The sequence below is a fragment of the Micromonospora sp. DT231 genome (genome assembly GCF_049847025.1).
In the GTDB taxonomy this organism is placed as follows: Bacteria; Actinomycetota; Actinomycetes; order Mycobacteriales; family Micromonosporaceae; genus Micromonospora.
On record NZ_JBNCNO010000003.1, the window covers coordinates 261,892 to 285,096 of the forward strand.

General features: G+C 72.1%; 17 protein-coding genes and 3 pseudogenes. 11 read left to right on the forward strand and 9 right to left on the reverse strand.

Annotation, left to right across the window (positions count from 1 at the left end):
• Positions 1–30: 30 nt before the first annotated feature.
• Both ACPXBU_RS09380 and ACPXBU_RS09385 read left to right on the forward strand, forming a co-directional pair.
• A complete protein-coding gene (locus tag ACPXBU_RS09380; RefSeq protein ID WP_425757748.1) occupies positions 31–3,486 on the forward strand; it encodes a BTAD domain-containing putative transcriptional regulator in 3,456 nt (1,151 codons plus the stop codon).
• Positions 3,471–5,105, forward strand: a complete 1,635-nt coding sequence (locus ACPXBU_RS09385; RefSeq protein ID WP_425757749.1) for a Na+/H+ antiporter — start codon at positions 3,471–3,473, stop codon at positions 5,103–5,105. The genes ACPXBU_RS09380 and ACPXBU_RS09385 overlap by 16 nt, the downstream gene beginning before the upstream one ends.
• On the opposite strand, the gene ACPXBU_RS09390 is transcribed toward ACPXBU_RS09385, so the two are convergent.
• Both ACPXBU_RS09390 and ACPXBU_RS09395 read right to left on the reverse strand, forming a co-directional pair.
• On the reverse strand, positions 5,106–5,504 hold the full coding sequence (locus ACPXBU_RS09390; protein WP_425757750.1) for a hypothetical protein: 399 nt from the start codon (positions 5,502–5,504) through the stop codon (positions 5,106–5,108).
• Between the two features lie 34 nt (positions 5,505–5,538).
• Entirely contained in the window at positions 5,539–7,497 is a 1,959-nt protein-coding gene (locus ACPXBU_RS09395; protein WP_393367381.1) for an amino acid transporter, read from the reverse strand.
• 166 nt (positions 7,498–7,663) lie between these two features.
• Here ACPXBU_RS09395 and corA point away from each other — a divergent pair, with 166 nt between their 5' ends.
• Positions 7,664–8,797 (forward strand): magnesium/cobalt transporter CorA, encoded by a 1,134-nt coding sequence (corA, locus tag ACPXBU_RS09400; RefSeq protein WP_393367382.1) that lies wholly within the window; start codon positions 7,664–7,666, stop codon positions 8,795–8,797.
• A 15-nt stretch (positions 8,798–8,812) separates the two neighbouring features.
• Here the strand turns inward: corA and ACPXBU_RS09405 are convergent, their stop codons facing one another.
• The gene (locus ACPXBU_RS09405) at positions 8,813–8,998 is read right to left on the reverse strand and encodes a hypothetical protein (protein WP_357245912.1); all 186 of its coding nucleotides are present in this window, start codon (positions 8,996–8,998) and stop codon (positions 8,813–8,815) included.
• 193 nt (positions 8,999–9,191) lie between these two features.
• Here ACPXBU_RS09405 and ACPXBU_RS09410 point away from each other — a divergent pair, with 193 nt between their 5' ends.
• A complete protein-coding gene (locus ACPXBU_RS09410) occupies positions 9,192–10,469 on the forward strand; it encodes an MFS transporter (RefSeq protein ID WP_425757751.1) in 1,278 nt (425 codons plus the stop codon).
• Between the two features lie 51 nt (positions 10,470–10,520).
• Here the strand turns inward: ACPXBU_RS09410 and ACPXBU_RS09415 are convergent, their stop codons facing one another.
• Entirely contained in the window at positions 10,521–11,036 is a 516-nt protein-coding gene (locus ACPXBU_RS09415) for a 2'-5' RNA ligase family protein (protein ID WP_393367948.1), read from the reverse strand.
• Between the two features lie 77 nt (positions 11,037–11,113).
• On the opposite strand from ACPXBU_RS09415, the gene ACPXBU_RS09420 reads away from it, so the two are divergent.
• Positions 11,114–11,638, forward strand: a complete 525-nt coding sequence (locus ACPXBU_RS09420; protein WP_425757752.1) for a mycothiol transferase — start codon at positions 11,114–11,116, stop codon at positions 11,636–11,638.
• A gap of 10 nt (positions 11,639–11,648) precedes the next feature.
• On the opposite strand, the gene ACPXBU_RS09425 is transcribed toward ACPXBU_RS09420, so the two are convergent.
• Positions 11,649–12,152 (reverse strand): DinB family protein, encoded by a 504-nt coding sequence (locus ACPXBU_RS09425; protein ID WP_393367384.1) that lies wholly within the window; start codon positions 12,150–12,152, stop codon positions 11,649–11,651.
• A gap of 129 nt (positions 12,153–12,281) precedes the next feature.
• On the opposite strand from ACPXBU_RS09425, the gene ACPXBU_RS09430 reads away from it, so the two are divergent.
• The gene (locus ACPXBU_RS09430; protein WP_425757753.1) at positions 12,282–13,193 is read left to right on the forward strand and encodes a DUF72 domain-containing protein; all 912 of its coding nucleotides are present in this window, start codon (positions 12,282–12,284) and stop codon (positions 13,191–13,193) included.
• 15 nt (positions 13,194–13,208) lie between these two features.
• On the opposite strand, the gene ACPXBU_RS09435 is transcribed toward ACPXBU_RS09430, so the two are convergent.
• Entirely contained in the window at positions 13,209–13,580 is a 372-nt protein-coding gene (locus ACPXBU_RS09435) for a hypothetical protein (RefSeq protein ID WP_425757754.1), read from the reverse strand.
• A 155-nt stretch (positions 13,581–13,735) separates the two neighbouring features.
• Positions 13,736–14,365: a hypothetical protein gene (locus ACPXBU_RS09440; protein ID WP_393367387.1), complete on the reverse strand. Its 630-nt coding sequence runs from the start codon at positions 14,363–14,365 to the stop codon at positions 13,736–13,738.
• Between the two features lie 196 nt (positions 14,366–14,561).
• Here ACPXBU_RS09440 and ACPXBU_RS09445 point away from each other — a divergent pair, with 196 nt between their 5' ends.
• On the forward strand, positions 14,562–14,732 hold the full coding sequence (locus tag ACPXBU_RS09445) for a hypothetical protein (RefSeq protein WP_393367388.1): 171 nt from the start codon (positions 14,562–14,564) through the stop codon (positions 14,730–14,732).
• Between the two features lie 22 nt (positions 14,733–14,754).
• On the opposite strand, the gene ACPXBU_RS09450 is transcribed toward ACPXBU_RS09445, so the two are convergent.
• Together ACPXBU_RS09450 and ACPXBU_RS09455 are read right to left on the reverse strand one after the other, a co-directional pair.
• A complete protein-coding gene (locus ACPXBU_RS09450; protein WP_425757755.1) occupies positions 14,755–15,618 on the reverse strand; it encodes an alpha/beta fold hydrolase in 864 nt (287 codons plus the stop codon).
• 99 nt (positions 15,619–15,717) lie between these two features.
• Positions 15,718–16,974, reverse strand: a complete 1,257-nt coding sequence (locus tag ACPXBU_RS09455) for a hypothetical protein (RefSeq protein ID WP_425757756.1) — start codon at positions 16,972–16,974, stop codon at positions 15,718–15,720.
• A 353-nt stretch (positions 16,975–17,327) separates the two neighbouring features.
• On the opposite strand from ACPXBU_RS09455, the gene ACPXBU_RS09460 reads away from it, so the two are divergent.
• From ACPXBU_RS09460 to ACPXBU_RS09475, 4 genes and pseudogenes are all read left to right on the forward strand, one after another.
• Positions 17,328–19,385 (forward strand): DNA gyrase/topoisomerase IV subunit B, encoded by a 2,058-nt coding sequence (locus ACPXBU_RS09460; RefSeq protein ID WP_425757757.1) that lies wholly within the window; start codon positions 17,328–17,330, stop codon positions 19,383–19,385.
• A gap of 44 nt (positions 19,386–19,429) precedes the next feature.
• Positions 19,430–19,831 (forward strand): annotated as a pseudogene (locus tag ACPXBU_RS09465) (DNA gyrase subunit A); the annotation flags it as partial.
• 12 nt (positions 19,832–19,843) lie between these two features.
• Positions 19,844–20,725: pseudogene (locus tag ACPXBU_RS09470) on the forward strand (LAGLIDADG family homing endonuclease); the annotation flags it as partial.
• A gap of 393 nt (positions 20,726–21,118) precedes the next feature.
• Positions 21,119–23,200 (forward strand): annotated as a pseudogene (locus ACPXBU_RS09475) (DNA gyrase subunit A); the annotation flags it as partial.
• Between the last annotated feature and the right edge of the window lie 5 nt (positions 23,201–23,205).

Genomic DNA, 23,205 nt, shown 5'->3' on the forward strand with positions numbered 1-23,205 from the left:
CCCGCCGGCACGGCCGCCTAGATTGGTGTCATGACCAGGCAGTCGACGTCACCGGTGCGGGTGACGTTCGGCGTACTCGGGCCGGTGACCGCCGCCACCGAGAGCGGCCCGGTCCCGCTGCGGGGGCACCGGCAGCGCCTGGTGCTGGCCCGGCTGTTGATCGCCCACGGCCGGGTGGTGCCGGTGGACCGCCTCGTCGACGACCTGTGGGAGGTCCCGTCCGACGGCGCGGTGGGCGCGATCCGGACCTTCGTCGCCGACCTGCGCCGGGCGCTGGAGCCCGACCGGCCGCCCCGGCAGCCACCCCGCCTCCTGCTCACCGAACCCTCGGGGTACGCGCTGCGGACCGCCCCGGACGCGGTGGACGCGGCACGCTTCGAGGCGGCCGTCGGCGAGGCGGGACGACTGCTGACCGCCGACCTGCCCGCGCCGGCCCTGACGGCGCTGGACGCGGCGCTCGGGCTCTGGCGCGGACCCGCGTACGCGGACTGCGTGGGCGCCGTCTGGGCCGTCGCGGAGACCAACCGGCTGGACGAACTGCGGTTGCTCGCCGTCGAACGGCGGGCCGAGGCACTGCTCGCGCTGGGTCGGCCGGACGAGGCCGCCGCCGACCTGCCCGCCCACCTCGCCGGCCATCCGCTGCGGGAGGACGCCTGGCGGCTGCTCGCGTTGGCCCGCTACCGCGCCGGTCGGCAGGGCGAGGCGCTGGCCGCGCTGCGCGAAGCCCGCGACGCCGTGGTGTCCGCGCTGGGGGTGGACCCGGGGCCCGAGCTGCGCCGGCTGGAGGCCGACATCCTGGCCCAGGCGGCACACCTCACCCCCACCCCCGCGGTGGCCGTCGCGGCCGGTGCCGTTCGCGGTGGCGGTTCGGATTCGCCGCCGGGGCGACCGTTCGTCGGGCGGGACGCGGAGTTGGCGCGGCTGCGGCACGCCGCCGAGGCCGCCACCCGGGCGGGTCGGCCAACGCTCGCCCTGCTCAGCGGGGACCCGGGCGCCGGCAAGTCCGCCCTGGCCGAGGAGCTGAGCAGGCAGCTCGTCGCCGAGGGCTGGACCACGGCATGGGGTCGCAGCCCCGAGTACGACGGCGCCCCTGCCGCCTGGCCGTGGACGCAGATCACCGACGCGCTCACCGAGCCGGCCGGATCGGTGAGCGGCGGGCTGGTGGGCGGCGAGCCGGCCGGGCCGGTGGACGGCGGGCCGGCCGGATCGGTGGGTGGCGGGCCGGCCGGATCGGTGGGCGGCGTGCTGGCCGAGCCGGCGGTGACCGATGGCCCGAGTGATCCCGCCGTGGCCCGGTTCCGTCGGCACCGCGCGGTGGCGGCGCTGGTCTCCGCCGTCGCCGCCCGGGGACCTCTGCTGCTGGTCCTGGACGACCTGCACCGCGCCGACGGGGACACGTTGGACCTGCTCACCGGCCTGCTCGCCGGCCCGCAGCCGGCCACCGGCCCGATGCTGGTCCTCGGCACCTACCGGGCCACCGAGATCAGCCCGGAGCTAACCGCCGCGCTGGCCCGCGCGGCCGGACTCGAACCGGTGCGGGAGTACCTCGGCGGACTGTCCGGCGAGGCGACCGGCGCGTTGGCCCGTGCCGTCGCCGGGTCGGAGCTGGACGCGTCGACCGTCCGGCTGATCCACCACCGCAGCGGCGGCAACCCGTTCTTCGTCCGGGAGCTGGCCCAGTTGTCCGCGAGCGCGGGTCAGGCGGCGCTGGCGGCGGTGCCACCGGGGGTGCGCGACGTGATCCGGCACCGCCTCGCCCAGCTACCCGCGCCGACCCGTACCGTGCTGCGGCAGGCGGCGGTGCTCGGCCGGGACCTCGACCCCGCGGTGCTCGGCGCGCTCGCGGACGACCCGGCGGCAGTGCTGGACGCCGTGGACCGTGGGTTGCAGGCCGGGTTCCTGACCGAGCAGGAGTCCGACGGGCGGCTGCGGTTCACCCACATCCTGGTCCGCGACACGCTCTACGCCGACCTGTCCGCGTCGCGTCGCGCGGCCTGGCACGCGGCCGTGGCCGAGGCGATGCGACGGCAGCAGCCCGTCGACCCCGCCGCGCTCGCCCACCACCTGCTGCACGCCGGCGGGCAGGAGGCCGCCCACCGCGCCGCCGGCTACGCCCGAACCGCCGCCGAACAGGCCGAACGCGACGGCAACCCGCACGAGGCGGCCCGGCTGTGGGCGCAGGTCATCGACGCGTACGACCGGGCCGGGCGGGACGAGCGGCGCGAGCGGCTCGGCGCGGTGCTGGGCCTCGGGCGCGGGCTGGCGGTGACGGGTCGGTTGGCCGAGGCGCGGCGGCATCGCGCCGCGGCGATCACCGACGCCGAGGCGGTCGGCGACCCCCGGCTGACCGCGGAGGTACTCGCCGGGTTCGACGTGCCCGCCATCTGGACCCGCAATGACGACGACGCGCTCTCCGAGCGGATCGTGCGTGCCGCCGAGCACGCCCTGACCGGCCTCGGCCCGACCGGCTCGGCGCACCGCAGCCGGCTGCTGAGCACGCTCGCGCTGGAGTTGCGGGGCGCCACCGGCGACCGTGGCCGCCGGGCCGCGGCCGAGGCCGAGCGGATCGCCCGGACCGTCGGGGATCCCGGGCTGTTGGCGTTCGCACTGAACGCGCGTTTCATGCACGCCTTCCACCGTGTCGGGCTGGCCGACGAGCGGGCCCGGATCGGCGCGGAGCTCGTCGACCTGGCCACCCCGCAGCAGTTGGTGACCTTCGAGGTGCTGGGTCACCTCGTCCTGGTCCAGTCCTGCTGCGCGCGTGCCGACCGGGCCGGCGCGGACGCGCACGCCCGCGCCGCCGACCGCCTCGCGCAGCGCTACGAGCTGCCGCTGGTCGGGGTTTTCACCGGCTGGTACGCAGCGCTGCGCCTGGCCGTGGGCGGCGACCGGGACGCCGCGGCGACCGCGTACCGGGCCGCCGCCGAACGCCTGCCCGCCGACGCGATGCCGGGCCTGGCCCGGGGGTTGCTGCCACTCGCCCTGCTCGGCCTGCGACTGGCCGACGCCGTCAGCGAAGCCGGACCCGACCTCGGGCGTCAGCGCCCGATTCCCGGGCCGGACGACGAGGACTGGGCGAGGTTGGACTGGGGTCCGCACGAGCCCTGGGTCCGGCCGCTGCTGCTCGCCGCCGACGGCGACCGGGTCGCCACGCGGGCGGCGCTGCGGGCCCTCCCGGACGGGCCGCACGACCTGCTGCGGGAGGTGCGGCTGTGCCTCACCGCTCGGGCGGCGCTCGCCATCGGCGACCGGCGCACCATGGAACGCGTCGCCGCCGCGCTCCGGCCGGCCGCCGCCGAGCTGGCCGCCGGCAGCGGAATGGTCACCGCCGGCCCGGTGGCCGGGCACCTCGCCGAGCTGGCCACCGCTCTGGGCCACGACGAGGAAGCCGCCGCGCACCGCCGTACCGCCCACGCGCTCACCGCGCGCACCCCGGCGACTTGCCCGAACGTGCCGAACCGGCAACCGGGGTGCGGTCAGATGTAACCACCGGCGCGCGCACCGTCGCGCCGACGATCGAGGGGGTACGCGTGGAGGTGCTCGTCCTGATCGTGGTGCTGGGCGGCACCGTCCTGATCGGCACCACCCTCGGCGGTCGGTACCGGGTCGCCCCGCCGGTCCTGCTCATCGCGTTCGGGGTGCTGCTCGGGCTCACGCCGCCGCTGTCCGAGGTGACCCTGGAGCCGGACCTGGTGCTGCTGATCTTCCTGCCGGCGATCCTCTACCGGGAGAGCCTCACCATCAGCCTGCGGGAGATCCGGGCCAACCTGCCGGTGATCGGGCTGCTCGCCGTGGTGCTGGTGGTGCTCACCATGGTCACGGTGTCGTTCACCGCGCAGGCGTTCGGCGTGAATCCCGCCGCCGCCTGGGTGCTCGGCGCGGTCCTCGCGCCGACCGACGCCGCCGCGGTCACCGGCCTGGCCAAACGGCTGCCCCGGAAGCTCCTCACCACCCTGCACGCGGAAAGCCTGATCAACGACGGGACCGCCCTGGTGGCCTTCGCGGTGGCCGTGGGTCTGCTCAGCCAGAGCGCCGAGCCGGGCGTGCTGGGCATCAGCGAGGAGTTCGTCGGCGCCAGCGTCGGCGGCGTGGTCGCCGGCTTGCTGGTGGGGGCCGCCGTGGTGCTGATCCGCAAGCGGCTCGACGATCCACTGCGCGAGGGCGCGCTGAGCGTGCTGACACCGTTCGGCGCCTTCCTGCTCGCCGACTCGGTGCACGCCAGCGGGGTGCTGGCGGTGGTGGTCGCCGGGCTGGTGCTGGCCTACGCCGGCCCGCGGGTCATCCGCGCCCGGTCCCGGGTGCTGGCGTACGCGTTCTGGGACCTGACCACGTTCCTGATCAACGGCGGGCTGTTCGTCCTGCTCGGTACGCAGATACCCAGGGCGGTGCGGGGCATCACCAGCACCTCGCCCGAGCGGGCTCTGGTGATCGTGCTGGTGGTGACCCTTGTCGTCGTGGCCACCCGGCTGGTCTTCATCTACCTCACCGCGCTGTCGGCGCGGCTGCGGCGTCGCCGGATGGTGGACGACGCCCAGGATTCCCCCGGCTGGCGGGTGGGGGTGGTCGGCGGCTGGTCCGGTTTCCGGGGCGCGGTGTCGCTCGCCGCCGCGCTGGCCGTCCCGACGATGACGGTCGCCGGCCGGCCGGTGGTCGAACGCGATCTGATCATCTTCGTCACCGCGCTGGTGATCGTGCTGATCATGCTGCTCCAGGGCACCACCCTGCCGCTTGTGGTGCGCTGGGCGGGACTGGTCGGCGATCCCGGACGCGTCCACGAGACCAGGCACGCCCGGCGACGCGCCACCGAGGCGGGCCTGGCCGCCCTGCCGCAGGTCGCCGCCGAGGTGGGTGCCCGGGAGGAGTCGGTGCGCCGGTTGCAGGCCGAGTACCAACGGCACCTGGCGGACGTCAACGAGACCGGCGGGAGCACCGCCGAGGAACGTCGCGTGGAACGTCGACTGCGCCTCGGGGTCCTCGCCCACAAGCGGCGGGAGGTCACCCGGCTGCGCGACAACCGGGAGATCGACGACCTGGTGCTACAGGAGCTTCAGGCCGCGCTGGACAACGAGGAGATCCGGTTGCTGGGGCGCGAGCCCAACGACTAATTAGCAGCTCCGCAGGACGCGCTCGATGTCCGCACCCGCCTTCACGACCACGGCGTCGGCGCGAAGCACGTCGGGAAGGTGGCGCCGCTGCCCTTCGTGCGCGAGCAGGGTGGGGCAGCCGGGCGGAAGCACGACGGCGTCAGCGAGCCCGAGGTACTCCACGAGCAGGTCGAGAATGGCGCCGGGGGAGAAATGGCTGATCATGAGGCTGCCGAGCGTGTCGCCGGCAGGGGCGGCGTAGACGTCCGCCGTACCGCCGTCGTCGGCGCTGACGTGCCAGTAGTTGTCCTCGGGTTCTCGACTGTCGACGCGAGGCGCGAAGACGGCCAGGAACGCCGCACCCGCCATCGGTGCCGCATCGCCCTGCTCGAACCGCTGGACGACCATGTCGTAGCTCATCCGGGCAAGCTAGCCGATCATGTCAAGCCGCAGGTCAACCGGCGTGCACGTGCGGCCGGCGACACGGGTCGGGCTCCTGGCGGCGCAGGATCTCCCGGGTGACCGAGGCGATCGCGCCCTGCCCGAACGCCAGGTAGCGCAGGAAGTTGCGGGCCGGACCACCCTCGCTCCACTCGAAGTAGATGTGCGGTCGCCGCCCCGTCCGGTCGCGAATCTCCAGCAGCAGGACGGCGAGCGCGTTGGGCACCGAGGAACTGGTCAGGCTGAGCACCGCGAAGCGGTCGTCGGCCAGGACGCCGCGTACCAGCAACTCGGTCTCGAAGTCCGACGGGTCGGTGACGTGCACCTCGACGAAGATCACGTCGCTGTCGTCGGGGAAGTCGTTGTCCGCCATCGTCTGTGCCAACTTGGCGCGGTACTCGGCCTCGTCGTGCCGGTCTGGCTCGTGGGCGACGAGCCGGATTCGCCGTCCGGCACGCTCGTCGATCATCCGGGTGGCGACCGGATCCAGCTCGATCCGGTCCACCCGCAGCTCGTAGGCACGAGACACCCGGGACAGCACCGACACCACGATGATCCCGCCGATGAAACAGGCCGCGATCTTGACGCCGTCGGGGCGTTCCACCACGTTCGCCAGGGTGGTGTAGACGAAGACCACCGCGATGACGCCGAACGCGACGGTGCGACCGCGCTGACGCCGCCGGGCCGCCGCCAACGTCACCGCCGTCGCCGCCGAGGTGATCAACACCAGCACACCCGTGGCGTACGCGCCGCCCTGCGCGTCCACGCTGGCGTCGAAGACGACAGTGATCAGGAAGGCCACCGCGGTGAAGACCAGCACCAGCGGTCGGACGGCCCGCGCCCAGGCCGGTGCCATGCCGTAGCGGGGCAGGTAGCGGGGGACGAGGTTGAGCAGGCCGGCCATCGCCGACGCCCCCGCGAACCAGAGGATCCCGATGGTGGACAGGTCGTAGACGGTGCCGAACACCTCCCCGAGGTGCTGGTGCGCCAGGTAGGCGAGCGCCCGGCCGTTCGCCGGCCCGCCCGGCCGGAAGTCCTCCGCCGGGATCAGGATGGTGGTCGTCACGCTGCTGGTGATCAGGAAGACGCTCATGATCACCGCGGCCGTGGTGAGCAGTCGGCGCGCGCCGCGGATGCGGCCTAGCGGTCGAGCCTCGGAGTCCCGCGGGTCGCCCCGTACGCTCGGCATCACGGCCACCCCGGTCTCGAAGCCGGACAGGCCCAACGCCAGCTTCGGGAAGACCAGCAGGGACAGCCCGACCACCAGCCAGGGATCGCCGTGCGCGGTGGTCAGCGTCGTGGTCCAGTCCTCGACCGCGCTCGGGTGCGTCACCACCCGCCACAGCGCGTCGACCACCACCACCGCGTTCAGCGCCAGGTAGACCGCCACCAGCACGACGGCGATGCCGATGGCCTCGGTGAATCCCTTGAGGAACACCGCGCCCAGCAGCGACACGAGCACCAGGGTGACAAGCACCTCGTGTCCCCTGAACCCGTCCGGCCAGAAAGGGTTCTCGTCGATGTGCGCGGTCGCGTCGGCGGCCGACAGGGTGATGGTGATGATGAAGTCGGTGGCCGCGAAGCCGAGCAGAACCAGCACCAGCAACTTGCCCGGCCAGTAGCTGAGCAGGCGTACCAACATCGCGATGGAACCCTCACCGTGCGGGCTCTCCACCGCCACCCGCCGGTAGACCGGCAGCGCGCCCAGCAGCGTCACCAGCACCAGCACCAGGGTCGCCACCGGCGACAGCGCCCCGGCGGCCAGCGCCGCGATGCCCGGTTGGTAGCCCAGCGTGGAGAAGTAGTCGACGCCGGTCAGGCACATCACCTTCCACCACGGATGCTGCCGGTGCTCCGGTGGGCGTCCGTGTGGCCCCGGATGCCGCACGGCCTGGTCCGAGCCGGCGTCGAGCAACCACCCCCGCAGCCGGCCGCCGCGCCTGTCGACCTCCATCGGCGCGTCCCCCGTCATCCGCCCATGGTCACCGTGAGTATCCGCCCGTTGGGCCGCGCCCGTCCCCTGGTGCCCGGAACCCACCCGACGCGGGCCGGGGTTTCGGGCGGAGGACACGGGGGATGCAGCGCCCCCGGGTGTGCGGGAGCGCACCGGGCCGGACGGCGCCGGGGAGGGGACAGGCATGGTCGGTGGCCGTCGCTTCCGCCCTGGTGGTGGCTTCGGTCGCCAACTGGACGAGTACGAGACCCCGGTTGGCGTGCCGCCGCCGACGACGGTGCCGCCCGACCAGCCCACCGGCGGTCTGGTGGACAGCGCCGTCTACGTCCGAGGGCACCGCTTCGCCTCGCCGTCCGGGCTCGCCGAGACGTACCGCTGCCTGCAGGAGCAGGACGCCGCGATGGCCTGGATCGGGTTGTACCGACCCGACATCGAACAGATCACGTCACTGGCCCGGGAGTTCCGGCTGCACGACCTGGCGGTCGAGGACGCGATAAACGCCCACCAGCGACCCAAGCTTGAGCGGTACGGGCACACCCTGTTCGTGGTGCTGCGCGCCGCCCGCTACGACGACCTGCGCGAGGAGGTCGAGTTCTCCGAGCTGCACCTGTTCATCGGGCCGGGCTTCGTGATCACCGTCCGGCACGGTGAGGTCCCGGACCTGGCCGCGGTGCGGCGGCGGATGGAGACCGACGCGCCGATGCTCGCCCGGGGCCCGGAGGCGGTCCTGTACGCGATCCTCGACCAGGTCGTCGACGGGTACGCGCCGGTGGTGGCCGGGCTGGAGAACGACATCGACGAGATCGAGACCCAGGTGTTCGGCGGCGACCCGAACGCCAGCCGGCGCATCTACGGCCTCAGCCGCGAGGTCATCCAGTTCCAGCGGGCCGCCCGCCCCCTGCTCGCCGTGCTCGACGCGCTCGCCGACGGGGCCGGCAGCGCCGGCACGGACGAGGAGCTGCGCCGCTACCTGCGGGACGTGACCGACCACCTGACCCAGGTGGTGGAGCGGGTGGACGGTTTCCGGCACCTGTTGCAGAACATCCTCACCGTCAACGCGACCCTCGTCTCGCAGCAGCAGAACGAGGAGATGCGCAGCCTCACCGCGGCCAGCTACGCGCAGAACGAGGAGCTGAAGAAGGTCTCGTCCTGGGCGGCGATCCTGTTCGCTCCCACACTCATCGGCACCGTGTACGGGATGAACTTCGTCCACATGCCGGAGTTGAACTGGCGCTTCGGCTACCTGTTCGCGCTGCTGCTGATGCTGCTGGTCTGCGGCACCCTCTATGTGATCTTCAAGCGGCGCGGCTGGCTGTGAACCGCGCGGTCGGGATCACTCGATGCCGCGCAGGATGTGCCGTTCGTCCTCGACGTCGTCGTCGCCGGCGGCGATCCGGCCCAACAGGACGGCGGCGGCCCAGATCGTCAGTGGCGTCGCCGCCCCGGTCATGCCGCCGCCGGTCCGGTCGTCCCGGGCCTGGCTCCGCTCCGCACGTGCTGGTCTGCGCTGAGCCTGCATGGGCCCCGCCTCTCCTCGTCGAAGCCCTCGTCGGCGGCGCGACGTCCACGCTCCACCGGTACGACAGCCACTCGAACCTTCCCACGTTCGGCCATATTCGCACCGCTTCTTTACGGGTTTCCGACTGCGCCCTGCCAAACCGGACATTACGCATCGACGTTGGACGGACCTGACGACTGGGTAGGGAGACCGGGTGACCCGAGCTGCCGAGACGGTCTCGCCCGCCGTCCCCTCGCGCCGAGCGTTGCCCGTCTACCTCGTCGCCGCGACGCTGGCCCGAGGCGCGGACGCCGGCGCGGCGGTGGGGGTGGTGCTGCTGGCCACCCTGCCGGCGGTGGGGGCGGCCCGTCCGGCGCTGCTCGGCGGCCTGCTGGCCACCTGTCTGACCGCGCCGCACCTGCTCGGGCCGCTGCTGGCCCGCTGGCTGGACCGGGCGCCGGACGGCCGGGGCCGGTTGGCGGCCGGCTTCGCCACGTACGCCTCGGCGGTCGCGGCGGCCGGGCTGCTGCTCGGTCGGGTACCGGTCGGTGTGCCCGCGGTGTTGCTGATCGTCGCGGGAACCTGCGGACCGCTGTTGACCGGGGGTCTGAGCAGTCGGCTCGCCGGACTGCTCGACCCCGACGAACGGGTGCAACGTCGCGGTCAGGGCTGGGACGCGGTGACGTACGGGGTGGGTGGCAGCGCCGGACCGGGCGCGGTGGCCGCCCTCGCCGTCCTGGCCGGACCTCGCCTGTCCCTGGTCGGGTTGGGTGCCGCCACCCTGCTGGCGGCGGCCCTGGTGGCCACCCTGCCGGCGCGGGTGCCCGGACCGCGCAAGCCGGCGCGGGCGCCCGGATCGGGGGAGCCGGCGCGCGTGCCCGGACCGCGCAAGCCGGAGCGCAGCGGGCCTGCCGCCCGTGGCGCGATCCGGGCGCTGCTCGGACCCGGGCCACTGCGCCGGGTCACCGGCGTCACCACCCTCGCCGCGCTCACCGGCGGGACGGTGCCGGTGCTCGCCGTCATGCTGGCGGCGGACCTCGGTCGGGAGGCGGTCTCCGGCGCGCTGCTGGCCGCCGCGTACGGCTGTGGCAACCTGGCCGCCGCGCTCCTGGTCACCGCGTTACCGCTGGTCGGCGAACCGGAGCGACTCGCCCTGCGGTGGGCGGCGCTCAGCTCGGTGGGGCTCGCGCTCTGCGCCGCCGTACCCGGCTTTCCGGTGGCGGTCGTCGTGTTCGCCCTGGCCGGGGCGGCGACGGCGCCGCTGTTCGTGGCCACCCTGGCGGCGCGGTCGGCGTACGCGCCGGAGGCCGTGCGGGCGCAGGTGTTCGTGTCGACGGCCGCGCTGCGGGGGGCCGCCGGCTCGCTCGGCATCGGACTGGCCGGGGCGCTCGCCCCGCTGGGTCCCCGCCTGCTGCTGGTGGCCGGCGCGTCGATCCCGCTCGCCGCCGCGGTGGCGGCGACGGTCTCCGCACGACGACGGCGCGACAGGTGACCACCCCGTCCACGTCGGACGACGGTCCGGTCGGCGCGGGGCCGGCGGTGGTCAGGGCAGCGGGTGGGCGATGCCCCGGGCGTGGTCGGTGAGCGCCGCGCCGACAACGGTCGCGGCCAGCGGCAACACCTCGAGACAGCGGCGCACCGCCGCGGCCATCAGCGTGTTCGGCACCCGCATGGAGAGCGTGCAGTGCGGCACCCAGCGGCCCGGCCGGTAGTGCTCGGTCAGGGGGATGCCGGCGGCGGTGAGCCGGTCGGACACCATCCGCTGGTGGGTCAGCAGCTCCGAGGTGGGGGCCGGGCCGAGCCAGAGCACCCGGCCGACGAACTGCCCGGCGTGCTGGAAGTCCAGTCGCAGCGGGGCCGCGACGACGGTGCCGTGCAGCGCCTCGGCGACCTGCTCGGGGTTGAAGCGGGGTGCCACCGCGAGCGAGACGTGTGGCCGGTGGCGCCGCTCCCACAGCGAACGCATGCTCTGCACGCCCTCGGCCTCCAGGGCGTCCCAGAGCGCCCGGATCCGCCGGGTGGCGTCCGGGTCCAGATACAACTCCAACGCGGCGACCACCCGATCACCGTAGTGGCCGAGGTTTGATCGCACGCCCCAGCGGTACCTGAGGAGAAACCGACCCGAAGGGCGTGCCAGTGAACGTGAGCGACCTGCTGACCGAGGCGTACGACCGACTGCCCGACCTCGTGCGCGCGGCGGTCGACGGGCTGGGACCCGAGCACCTGCGCTGGGCGCCCGGCCCGGGTGCCAACTCGATCGGCTGGCTCGTCTGGCACCTGACCCGGGTCCAGGATCACCACGTCGCCGACCTGCTCGACGCCGACCAGGTCTGGGTCAGCGGCGACTGGGCGGGCCGGTTCGGGCTCACCGCCGACCCGGACAACACCGGCTACGGTCACTCGGCCGACCAGGTCGAGACGGTGCGGCCGGAGAGCGCGCAGGCGCTCGTCGACTACTACGAGGCGGTGGCGTCGCGGACCGGATCGTTCCTGGCCGGCCTGCGCCCGGCGGACCTGGACCGGGTGGTCGACGAGTCGTGGGACCCGCCGGTCACCCTCGGAGTCCGGCTGGTCAGCATCGTCGACGACGACCTGCAACACGTCGGCCAGGCCGCCTACGTGCGCGGCCTGATCGACGCGTCCGCGGGCAAGGGTCGATAGGCCTCGCCGGTCAGCCCATCGTCTTCGTGCCGTCGATCGACTCCCGCAGGATGTCGGCGTGCCCGGCGTGCTGGGACGTCTCGGCGATGAGGTGCAGCAGCACCCGGCGGACCGTCCAGCTCGCCCCCGGCTCGAACCAGGGCGCCTGCGGCAGCGGGTGCGCCGAGTCCAGGTCGAGGGTGGCGATCAGCGCGTCGGTCTGGTCGGCCACCTCCTGGAACCGCGCGACCAGACCGGCGAGGGTCTCGCCCGGCGTCATCTGGAACTGACCGACCCAGTCGATCTCCTCGCGCTGCATCGCCTCCGCTCCGCCCACGGCGAAGAGCATCCACCGGTGCTCGACGCCTGCCACGTGCTTGACCAGGCCGCCGAGGCTCAGCTCGCTCACCGTCGGGCGGGTGGCCGCCTGCTCGTCGGTGAGCCCGTTCACCGTGTGCAGGAGGAAACCTCGGTGCCGGCGAAGCGTCTGCAGTAGATCGGCCCGCTCACCGGTGAGTTGCTCCGTGCTGGTCATGCCGCCACCCCTCGTCGATGTTCACCCACCCTAGGGCGAGGCACCGACACTTCCGGTGTCGGACACCGCGTGCGACGCGTCATTCGCCAGCGGTTGCCGATCCGCGTCCGTGGCGGTCCACTGAATGACATGGGTGTGATTAAGGTGGGCACGTCGTCCTGGGCCGACCAGTCGTTGCTGCGCTCCGGGTGGTACCCACGCTCGGCCAACACGCCGGCCCGTCGACTCGGTTTCTACGCCAGCCGGTTCCCGCTCGTCGAGGTGGACACCTCCTACTACGCGGTCCCCGTCCCGGAGACCACGCACGGCTGGGTCGACGCCACACCTGACGACTTCACCTTCGACGTCAAGGCGTTCAGTCTCTTCACCGGCCATCCGACGCCTGTCGCCGCGTTACCCCGGGACCTGCGTCCGGCCGGTGGCCCGAGCCGGATCCGCCGTCGTGACCTGCCCGAGCGCGCGTACGACGAGCTGTGGGCCCGGTTCCGCGCGGCCCTCGACCCGATCGCGGCGGCCGGCAAGCTGGGCGCGGTGCTGTTGCAGTTCCCACCCTGGCTGGCACGCGGCGCCGCGGCCGAACGCCGGATCGTCGAGCTGGCGCAGCGCTGCCGCCCGTGGCGGGTCGGCGTGGAGCTGCGCCACGGCTCCTGGTTCGACGGTCCGGCCGCGGCCCGGACACTGGACCTGCTGCGCGCGCACGACCTGTCACTTGTCTGCGTCGACATGCCGCAGGGGCACCCGTCGTCGGTGCCCCCGATCCTGACCGGGACCGCGGAGCCGGTGATCGTCCGGTTCCACGGTCACAGCCAGGCCTGGCGTGACGGCGACAAGCAGGAGAAGTTCCGGTACGCCTACGGCGACGACGAGCTGCGGCACTGGGCCGGCCTGCTCGCGGACCTCGCCGGCGCGACCGACGACCTGCACGTGCTGTTCAACAACTGCTGCGCCGGTCAGGCCCAACGCGACGCCACCCGGTTGGCGCAACTGCTCACCGAGACGATGATCGCCGATCGGAGCGTCGCGGCCGGATCGACCGGCTGACCGTCCCCGGTGGGGTCAGGAGCGTCGGCCCCGGCTGCGCAGCGCGTCCTGCGTCGACTCGCCGATGTCGGCGTCGTCCGGGAAGGTCCGGCCGCTCGGCGCCGGGTCCGGTGGGGCACCGGGTCCGGCCATCGTCGTGCGGGTCGGCTCCACCGAGCCGAAGCCGTGCCGTCCCGCCGGGTCGGTCCGGCCCGCCGGGGCGCCCGCCCGCCGCTCCCCGCGTCGTCCCTCGGGCACCGCGGTCTGCTCGCTGCCCTCGTCCATCGGCGAGTCCGCGTCGGTGCCCCAGGGCGCGTCGGCGTCGACGCCGTCGCCGACGCCCCACGGCTGGGTCGCCTCCGGCTCCTGCCGGTCGTTGTCACCGCTGCGTCCCTTGTGCGCCGTCATGGCCACCCCGCTCCTCGGTCCGCCGCGGTCGGCGGACGGTGTGCTCTTCTCAGGTCGCGCGGTGTCGCCACCCGAGGGTCGTCGCGGCGCTGCGCGCGCTGGGCCGGCCGGCGTCCCGCCGTCGACAGGCGGTGGGACGCCGGCCGGCCCGGCGTTCAGCGTCCGGCCATCGCCATCGGCCGCTTGCCGTTACTCATGCCGGCCATCTTGATCATGCCTTTCGAGGCGCCCTTCATGCTGCTGCCCCGACCGAGAATCCCCTTGAAGACCTGGCCGGGCTTCTGCTGCTCACCCATGTACGCGGTGACCACGACCAGGGCCCCGGTCAGCGCCGGGATGGCCCACTGGAGCATCCTCATCTGCCGCTGCGAGGAGGCCACGCTCGCCGGGGTCTGGTGGTTGGGCTCCGTCGTCCCGCTCACCGGTGAGGCGCCGGCCTTCTCCAGGCGCATGCCGATCAACCGGCTGTAGCCGGTCACGGCGAGCGCGCCGATCGTCAACGCCGTCTTGATGGCGCTGGTCCGGCCGACCCCCGACTGAGCCGCCACGCGTGGGCTCTCGGTCACCAGTTCGCCGACCGCACCGGCCAGATGCGCGCCGATGGCGGCGGCGTTGACAGGGGTCCATCTGGACCATCCCGCCGACGCGACCGAGAGTCGCTGGGTCGAGTCGCTGATCTTCGCGGCTGCGCCGTTGACGCCGAAGGCACCCATGAGGGAGCCGCCGAACCAGGCCGCGAGACCCAGATCGTGCATCGAGCGCAGTGCGGTATGCCGTTCGGACATGTGATCCCCTTCCGCCGTGTTGGGCGCTGCGGCTTACCCGCCGCCCGGGCGGCTAACCCCGTCGCCCGGCGGCTGATCCGCGCCGCGACGGCACGACCGGGACGTTCGGGTTTCGACGTCGACCATCGCCGCCGGCAGGAGTCGTCCGCGCGGTGGCGGGTAGATCCCGAGCGACGCTGACGGAGAGGGGAACGGGATGTCGCAGCCGGACGAAAGTCGGGAGAAGACCCCCAAGACCGACGCGGTGCTCATGCACCCGGACAACGACCCACACCGGAACACCGCGGAGGTCGCGCCTCGCAAGGAGCACGCGGAGATCCAGGTGGAGCGCGACGGTGAGCTGGTGCCGCTGGACCAGGACGACTGAGCCCTCCGCGACCCGGTGCGGCTCAGTGGGGCGGCAGGTCGCCGGCGAAACCGGCGATCCGCCGCGCCAGCGGGGTGCTCGCGCGGACCCAGGAGAAGTGGTCCAGGGCGGCGCCGGCCTGCGCCGCCGTGTAACGCTCCCGGGTGAGCGGGGCGGCGGTGAGCTTCGCGCAGAGGTCGTCCATCGTCTCGTGCGGGGTGTACTGGTCGTCGTCCACACTGACCGCCAGCACCGGTGTGCGCACCGCGCGTACCGCCGCCTCGGTGTCCGTACCGTCGAGCCGGGGAAAACGGCCGGTCCGCGCGGTGTACGCCCAGTCGCGGATCACGCCGCGCGCCTGCCGCCCGCCGAAACCCCAACCCGGCCAGACCCCGAGCAGGGCTGCGGTGGCGGCGATCCCCTGGGTGTACGGCAGCACACCGAGGCCGCGCAGCCCTGGGTAGCTTCGCCAGTACGGGATGCCGACCGCGATGAGCGCCAACGCGTCCACCTCGTCGGCGCCGTGCAGGGCGAGGTGCAGCAGCGCGGCCTGGCCGCCGAGCGAGTGCCCGACCAGCAGCCGGTTACGCCCGTCCAGCCGTGGCTTGAGCGCGCCCAGCACGGCGCCGACGTCGTCGGCCAACTCGGCGTAGCCGTGGCGGTCGGCCCGGCTCGGCGTCGGGGTGCTCGCCCCGTTTCCGCGCAGGTCGGCGACGACCACGGCCAGCCCGGCGGCGCGCAGCTCGGTCGCGAAGGGCCGGTAGTAGCGGGCCCGCACACCCATCGCGGGCCAGATCACGACCACCGGCGCGCCCGTCGTGCCCACCGGCTCCGGGTAGACCTGCACACCCAACCGGCCGCCGTCGACGTCGACGAACTCCTGCGCGTACCCCGGGTCTGCGTCCACCGGCCCAGCCTACGGCTCCGGCGTTACCGGCGGGTAGCCGACGGCGCTCGGACGCGACGGAGGGCCCCGCCGTGGCGGAGCCCTCCGGTTGGCGACGGGTCAGGAGACGGAGATCGTCCCGTTTCCGGCGCGGACGCAGGCCACCGCGCGGGCGCTTGTGGAGGCCGCCCCGCTCAGGCACTGGCCGAGCACCTGGTGCCCGGTGGCGTTCGGGTGCCACGACTCCTGGCAGGTCTGGAAGTAGCTGACGCAGGTGTTGGCGATCCGCTGGATGGCGATCTTGTCCTTGCCGGCGAGGCTGGTGACGAAGGTGCCGCTCGCGCCGTCCTGCAACCGGATCGGCGTGGCCAGCGAACCCGTCGGGCTGCTCGTCTGCTCGCACAGCCGGGCGCCGTTGAAGGCCTGCTGCACGTTCAGGTACACCAGGTCGTCGGCGGGGAACTCGGCGGCCAGGGTGTCCCGCGTGGACTTCACGATGGCGCCCAGGGCCTGCGAGAAGCGGTGGCCCGGCGCCAGGCTGGCGCGGTGGATCGGGCAGCCGCCCGCGTACCGCTCGGCACCGAGGTCACGGAACTTGTCCCGGGTGTCGTCCCGGCCGTCCTCCTCGTAGTACGCCGGGGTCAGGTCCAGCGGCAGCGGGTTCGTGTAGTCCTGGAACACCACCCGGTGCTGCCCGTCCGGGTCGATCTGGTCCAGAGTGGTCAGCACCTGGCGGACGGCGGCGGTGGTCTCGGCGGTCGCGGCGCTGATCTGCGCGGCGGTGGCCAGGTCGGCGTCGCTGCACGGCTTCTGCTCGACCGGGCCGTTCAGGTACGCCCAGAACTCCCACCAGCCGGTCCACGCGTCGGCGATGAACCGGTTGGCGCACTTCTCCGCGACGCTGCCGAAGGTGAACGAGCTGTTGTTGGAACCCAGGCCGATCAGCACCAGGTCGATGTCCTGGGTCTGCGCGACGGCGCGGAGCTGGTCGAGCTGCGAGGCCACCGTACGGCCGTTGGTCCGCGCCTGCGAGGCGGTCGCGATGTCGTGCGGCTGGCCACCGGAGCAGGCCAGATTGAACCGGTTCTGGATGCCCGGCAGGTTGGCCTGGTTGAGCGAGGCGTTCGCCGAGCGGTGGCAGAAGAACGCGTTGTTGTTCGCGGCAGTCCAGCCGGGGAAGCCCTGGGCGACGCCGTTGACGTCGACCACAGGGGTGTACGCCCCGGCGCCCTCACCGCTGATGAAGCTGTCCCCGAGCGCTACCGCGGCGGTGGGTAGCGCGGCGGACGCGGGTGCGGGCAGCGCGACGGCTGTCGACAGCGCGGCCAGGGCGATCGTTAGTCCCGCGGCGAGCGCGGTACGGCGGAACCTGGGCATGGGGCCCCCATCCATCGAAAGATGAAAGATTCTCTGAGAGCGCGATCAGATCACCCTCGTGCAACGGGCGTCAATGGCCCGTAACAGAATCGTTCGATGAAAGACACGTGGCTCACTCCGGTCGCTTTCCGAAGCCGTGCGCCCCAACCGACCGTGATCGTGCCTTGCGTTGCGTGCTCCCGTGCTCACCGGCTGACTGTTCCGTGGCTCACGTCCGGCGGCTGCCGCGCGGCGGGTCGCGTAGGTCCTCCGGGAGTTGTCCTAGCCTCGGGCTAGGCTCGCTGCGGCGCGCCACGCCGGCTGATGTCGCCGGTGACCGGCAGCACACAGCCGAGACCGGGGAGTACGACCAGTTGACCGCAGAGCCTGACACCCTGTACGGGGCCGATGACCTCACCCACCTTGAGGGGCTGGACGCCGTCCGTAAGCGGCCCGGCATGTACATCGGCTCCACCGACAGCCGTGGCGTGGGTCACCTCGTCAACGAGATCCTCGACAACTCCACCGACGAGGGTGTCGCCGGCCACGCCAGCTCCGTCGAGGTGATCCTGCACACCGACGGCTCGGTGCAGGTCGACGACGACGGCCGGGGCATCCCCACCGATGTGCACGCCAAATCCGGCATCTCCGGCGTCGAGCTGGTGCTCACCCGGCTGCACGCCGGCGGCAAGTTCGGCGGCTCCGGTTACAAGACCTCCGGCGGCCTGCACGGCGTCGGCGCCTCGGCGGTCAACGCGCTGTCCCGACGGTTCGACGTGACCGTCCGCCGAGCCGGCAAGATCCACACGATGTCGTTCCGGCACGGCGTCCCGGGCGTCTTCGACGGCCCCGGACCGGACGCGCCCTTCACCGCCGGCCCCGGCCTCCAGGTCAGCGGCGCCATGAAGCGCAACCAGCGCACCGGCACCTCGATCCGCTGGTGGCACGACGCCCGCTACTTCGAGACCGGCGCCGCGCTCGACGTGGACGCGGTCCGCACCAAGCTGCGCAACACCGCGTTCCTGGTCCCCGGCGTGACCTACCTGCTGCGGGACCTGACCGGCGAGGCGCCCGCCGAGGAGCGGTTCCACTACCCCAACGGGCTCAGCGACATGGTGGAGTTCCTCGCGCCGGCAGGTGACCGGCCCGTGTCCGGCACCCTGCTGGTCAACGGCGAGGGGACCTACCGGGAGAACGCCGCCGACGCCAACGGCGTCATGCAGTCGAACGTGCAGCGGCGCGCCGAGGTCGAGGTGGCGTTCCGCTGGGGCACCGGCTACGAACGCACTGTCGAGTGCTTCACCAACACGATCCGCAACGCGCACGGCGGCACCCACCGCAAGGGCTTCGAGCGGGCCCTCGTGCGCGCCCTCGCCGACGCGGTCCGCAACACCCGCGGCCTGCTCAAGGCCAAGGAAGAGCCGCCCCTGCTGGACGACGTCCTGGAGGGGATGACAGCAGTGGTGCACGTGCGCATCCCCGAGCCGCAGTTCACCTCGCAGACCAAGGACGAGCTCTCCACCCCCGGGATCACCAAGGTGCTCCAGGGCCTTGTCGACGCGCACGTCAAGGCCTGGCTGGAGGACCGGCGCACCAAGGCCGAGGCCCGCACCGTCCTGCAGAAGATCGTCGACGCCGCCCGGGTGCGGCTCACCCAGAAGCAACAGAAGGACGCCGCCCGGCGCAAGACCGCCCTGGAGGGCGCGTCGATGCCACCCAAGCTCGTCGACTGCCGGGCCACCGGCGTCGAACGCAGTGAGCTGTTCATCGTCGAGGGTGACAGCGCCCTCGGGACGAGCAGAATGGCACGATCGTCGGAATACCAGGCGCTCCTGCCGATCCGGGGCAAGATCCTCAACGTGCAGAAGGCCAACCTCCAGCAGGTGCTGGACAATGCCGAGTGCGCCGCGATCGTCCAGGTCCTCGGTGCCGGCTCGGGGCGTACGTTCGACCTGGCCGCGCTGCGCTACGGCCGCGTGCTGATCATGGCCGACGCCGACGTGGACGGCGCGCACATCCGTACCCTGCTGATCACTCTCTTCGCTCGGTACATGCGGCCGCTCATCGAGTCCGGTCGGCTCTACGCCGCGATGCCGCCCCTGCACAAGATCACTACCAGGGGGCGCAACCCGCAGACCGTCTACACCTACACCCAGGCCGAGATGGAGACGACGGTCCGCAAGCTGGAAAAGGCCGGCAAGCAGATCGTCACGCCCATCCCGCGGTTCAAGGGTCTCGGCGAGATGGACGCCGACGAGTTGTGGGACACCACGATGAACCCGGCCACCCGGGCCGTCCGCCGGATCACCCTCGACGACGTCGACGCCGCCGAACGCATCCTCGAACTGCTGATGGGCGAGAAGGTCGAGCCGCGCCGCAACTGGTTGATCGACTCGGCCGACCGGGTCGACCGGGAAGCGATCGACGCGTGAGCGCCCGTTCCGTTCCACTTCCAGTTCCCGTGGAGAGCTGAGTCATGGCACGCCGTAAGGAAAACAAGGTCGATCTCTCCTCGTTCGACCAGGCCGGCGCGCGGGTCTTCGACAACCCGCTGGTCACCGAGGTCTCCGACTCCTACCTGGAGTACGCGTTCTCGGTCATCCACTCCCGCGCCCTGCCCGACGCGCGCGACGGCCTCAAGCCCGTGCACCGGCGCATCCTCTGGTCGATGTACGAGCAGGGCTACCGCCCGGATCGCGGGCACGTGAAGTCTGCCCGAATTGTCGGGGATACAATGGGAAAGTATCATCCACATGGTGATACAGCCATTTATGACGCTATGGTTCGCCTCGCGCAGGACTTCTCACTCAACGTGCCGCTTATCGACGGGCACGGGAATTTTGGGTCCCCAGACGATGGCCCGGCTGCCTCGCGCTACTGCGTTACGGGAGATACCCGGATTCGACTTGCTGACGGCACCAGCCCGCGAATTGCTGACCTGGTAAGCCTCGCTGCGGACAGCGAGGTCGACGTCGACTTCGAGGTGCTCGACAAAGACGGTAAAGCCGTTCAGGTTGACAGGGTGTTCAACTCCGGCGTCCATCCGACGGTCCGGATCGGCACGGATGCCGGTTTCTCGCTTCGGGGCAGTGAAAATCACCTGGTGCTCTGTCTTGAGTCGCCCATGGGCGTCCCCATTTTTCAGTGGCGACGGCTCGACGAGCTTGCAGTCGGCTCGATTGTCTGTGTGGCGCGCAATGCTTGGTCGCAGGTCATACCCACCGCTCGCGAATACTCGCTGGGCATTCTCGGTGGCGCATGGGCATCCGAGGGCTTCGCGAGTGAGACAAGGGCTGGGTTCAACAACACCGACGAGCACTTCTTCGATGAGGTTCTGCATGCGTACGACCAGGTGGTTGGTGGTCAGCGTTACGTCAGCGAGCGGCAGACCCGTCGCGACCGGAAGCGCATTCAGGAAATCGACGTCCAGATCTATGCCGGCGGCATGGACGCTTTCCGGGCAAGCCCATTGGTGGAGTTCATCGGGCATCAGGCCCGGGACAAGTTCATCCCGCAATTCGTCTGGAACGGTGGCTGGGGTGTCAAGCGCGCCTTCCTGATGGCTCTTTTCGAAGGCGACGGCGGGGTGCGGGTCGCCAAGGACAGCTTCACCATCCAGTACACGAGTTACAGTGCGCGGCTCACCAGGGATGTCCAAGAGTTGCTCACCGAATTCGGTGTCGTCGCCTGCTGGCGCCGCTACACGCGTCCCAGCGGCTCGGTCGAGCACCGCTTGGTGATTTCCGGTCTGCGAAACATCAAGGCATTCGCTAATCGGGTGGGCTTCCTCCGCACCAAACAGGCGAAGCTGAACAAGGTTCTGCGTCACGCGCCGCTGCGTCCGCATCGGCTGAGTAAGGATCACGTTCCCTTCGTCGCCGCATATGTGCGTGACACCTTGGACTTTGACCGTCGTGGTAGCGGGCGCAAGTGGCTGACGACGCACAACTTCGATCGCGTCGAGCGATGGGAGACCGAGCGCCTTCGAATCATTGATCGCATCAAAGAGCCGGAACTGCTGGCGACAATTCTTCCGATCATGGACTCTGGGTACCGGTTCGAGCGCGTCACCGAGGTAACGCCCTGCGAGCCGGCGGAGGTCTACTCGGTCCGGGTCAAGTCCGAGGACCATTCCTTCCTCGCCGGCGGTTTCGTCAACCACAACACCGAAGCACGCATGTCGCGGGAGGCGATGCTGCTCGTCGGTGAGCTGGGCGAGGACACCGTCGACGTCGAGCCCAACTACGACGGGTCGCTGACCCAGCCGACAGTGCTGCCGGCCGCCTTCCCCAACCTGCTGGTCAACGGCGCGTCCGGGATCGCGGTCGGGATGGCCACCAACATGATCCCGCACAACCTCGCCGAGGTCGTCTCCGCGGCCCGCTGGCTGATCAACCACCCGGACGCCACCCTGGACAAGCTCATGGAGTTCGTCCCCGGCCCCGACCTGCCCACCGGTGGGGTGCTGCTCGGCCTGGACGAGGTGCGCCGGGCGTACGAGACCGGGCGCGGTGTGGTGCGGATGCGCGGCAAGGTGGAGATCGGCCCGATCGAGGGCAGCCGGGGCCGCCAGGCGATCACAGTGGTCGAGCTGCCCTACGGCGTCGGCGCGGAGAAGGTCATCGCGGCGATCACCAACGAGGTCACCAAGACCAAGCGGCTGACCGGCATCGCCGACGTCAAGGACCTCACCGACCGGGAGAGCGGCACCCGACTCGTCGTCGAGTGCAAGGTCGGGGTCAACCCGCAGGCGTTGCTCGCCGACCTCTACCGGCTGACCCCGCTGGAGCAGTCGTTCGGCGTGAACAACCTGGTCCTGGTCGACGGGCAGCCGCGCACGCTGGGGCTCAAGGCGCTGCTGGAGGTCTTCCTGGCGCACCGCTACGAGGTGGTCACCCGGCGCACCTCGTACCGTCGGCGGAAGCGTCAGGAGCGGCTGCACCTGGTCGACGGTCTGCTGATCGCGCTGCTGGACATCGACGAGGTGGTCCGGCTGATCCGGGGCAGCGACGACGCGCAGGCCGCGAAGGACGGGCTGATGAGCCGCTTCGGCCTGTCCGAGATCCAGGCCACCTACATCCTGGACACTCCGTTGCGCCGGCTGACCAAGTTCGACCGGATCGAGCTGGAGACCGAGCAGGAGCGGCTGCGCGCCGAGATCGCCGAGTTGAGCAAGATCCTCGACGACGAGCGGGTGCTCCGGAAGGTGGTCTCCGACGAGCTGGCGGCCGTGGTCAAGCAGTTCAGCACCGAACGGCGGACGACGCTTGTCGACGGTGACCTGAAGGAGGTGTTGGCCGCGTCCGCGCCGGCCGGCCCGCTGGAGGTCGCCGACGACCCGTGCCAGGTGATCCTCTCGGCGACGGGGCTTGTCGCCCGGACCGCGGCCGAGTCGGAGGAGAGCGCCGAGGGGCGTCGGCGCAACGGCCGGGTCAAGCACGACACGGTACGCGCCATCGTGCACTCCACGGCCCGTGGTCGGGTGCTGCTGTTGACCAGCGCCGGTCGGGCGTTCAAGGTCGACGTCCTGCCGCTGCCGGTGTTGCCCGAGCAGGCCGGCACGGTGTCGCTGCGGGGCGGCATGTCCGCGGCCGAGCTGGTGCCGTTGGCGGCGGGGGAGACCGTGGTCGGCCTGGCCCCGCTGGGCGGGCAGGCGGAGGGCTCACCGGGGCTGGCGTTGGGCACCCGGCAGGGCGTGGTGAAGATCTGCGCGCCGGAGTGGCCGGTGCGCTCCGACGAGTTCGAGGTGATCGGCCTGCGCGACGGCGACGAGGTGGTGGGTGCGACCTGGTTGGCCGATGGGACCGAATCGCTGACGTTCGTCACGTCGGAGGCGTCGCTGTTGCGCTTCCCGGCCGGGCTGGTCCGTCCGCAGGGCCTCAAGGGCGGCGGGATGGCCGGCATCAACCTGCCGGCCGGGGCGCGGGTGGCGTTCTTCGGCGCGGTCCGCACCGACGACCCGGGGCACGGCGAGCCGATGGTGGTCACCTCCACCGGGGCGACGGTCAAGGTGACGCCGTTCAAGTCGTACCCGGCGAAGGGTCGGGCGACCGGCGGCGTGCGTGCGCACCGCTTCCTCAAGGGTGAGACGGACGTGGTCGTCGCCTGGGTGGGTCCGCGCCCGGTCGGCGCGACCGGCACCGGTGAGCCGGTGGAGCTGCCGGCGGCGGATCCCCGTCGCGACGGCTCCGGCTTCGCGGTGATGCTCGGCCCAACCGTGGTCGGCCACGTGATCGAACGCGACTGATCTCA

Coding starts and splice junctions, on each gene's coding strand:
- ACPXBU_RS09395 (WP_393367381.1), bottom strand. CDS start 7,497: ATGACGGGGGACGCGCCGATGGAGGTCGACAGGCGCGGCGGCCGGCTG.
- ACPXBU_RS09455 (WP_425757756.1), bottom strand. CDS start 16,974: ATGCCCAGGTTCCGCCGTACCGCGCTCGCCGCGGGACTAACGATCGCC.
- ACPXBU_RS09380 (WP_425757748.1), top strand. CDS start 31: ATGACCAGGCAGTCGACGTCACCGGTGCGGGTGACGTTCGGCGTACTC.
- ACPXBU_RS09425 (WP_393367384.1), bottom strand. CDS start 12,152: ATGACCAGCACGGAGCAACTCACCGGTGAGCGGGCCGATCTACTGCAG.
- ACPXBU_RS09445 (WP_393367388.1), top strand. CDS start 14,562: ATGTCGCAGCCGGACGAAAGTCGGGAGAAGACCCCCAAGACCGACGCG.
- ACPXBU_RS09430 (WP_425757753.1), top strand. CDS start 12,282: ATGGGTGTGATTAAGGTGGGCACGTCGTCCTGGGCCGACCAGTCGTTG.
- ACPXBU_RS09405 (WP_357245912.1), bottom strand. CDS start 8,998: ATGCAGGCTCAGCGCAGACCAGCACGTGCGGAGCGGAGCCAGGCCCGG.
- ACPXBU_RS09390 (WP_425757750.1), bottom strand. CDS start 5,504: ATGAGCTACGACATGGTCGTCCAGCGGTTCGAGCAGGGCGATGCGGCA.
- ACPXBU_RS09435 (WP_425757754.1), bottom strand. CDS start 13,580: ATGACGGCGCACAAGGGACGCAGCGGTGACAACGACCGGCAGGAGCCG.
- corA (WP_393367382.1), top strand. CDS start 7,664: ATGGTCGGTGGCCGTCGCTTCCGCCCTGGTGGTGGCTTCGGTCGCCAA.
- ACPXBU_RS09440 (WP_393367387.1), bottom strand. CDS start 14,365: ATGTCCGAACGGCATACCGCACTGCGCTCGATGCACGATCTGGGTCTC.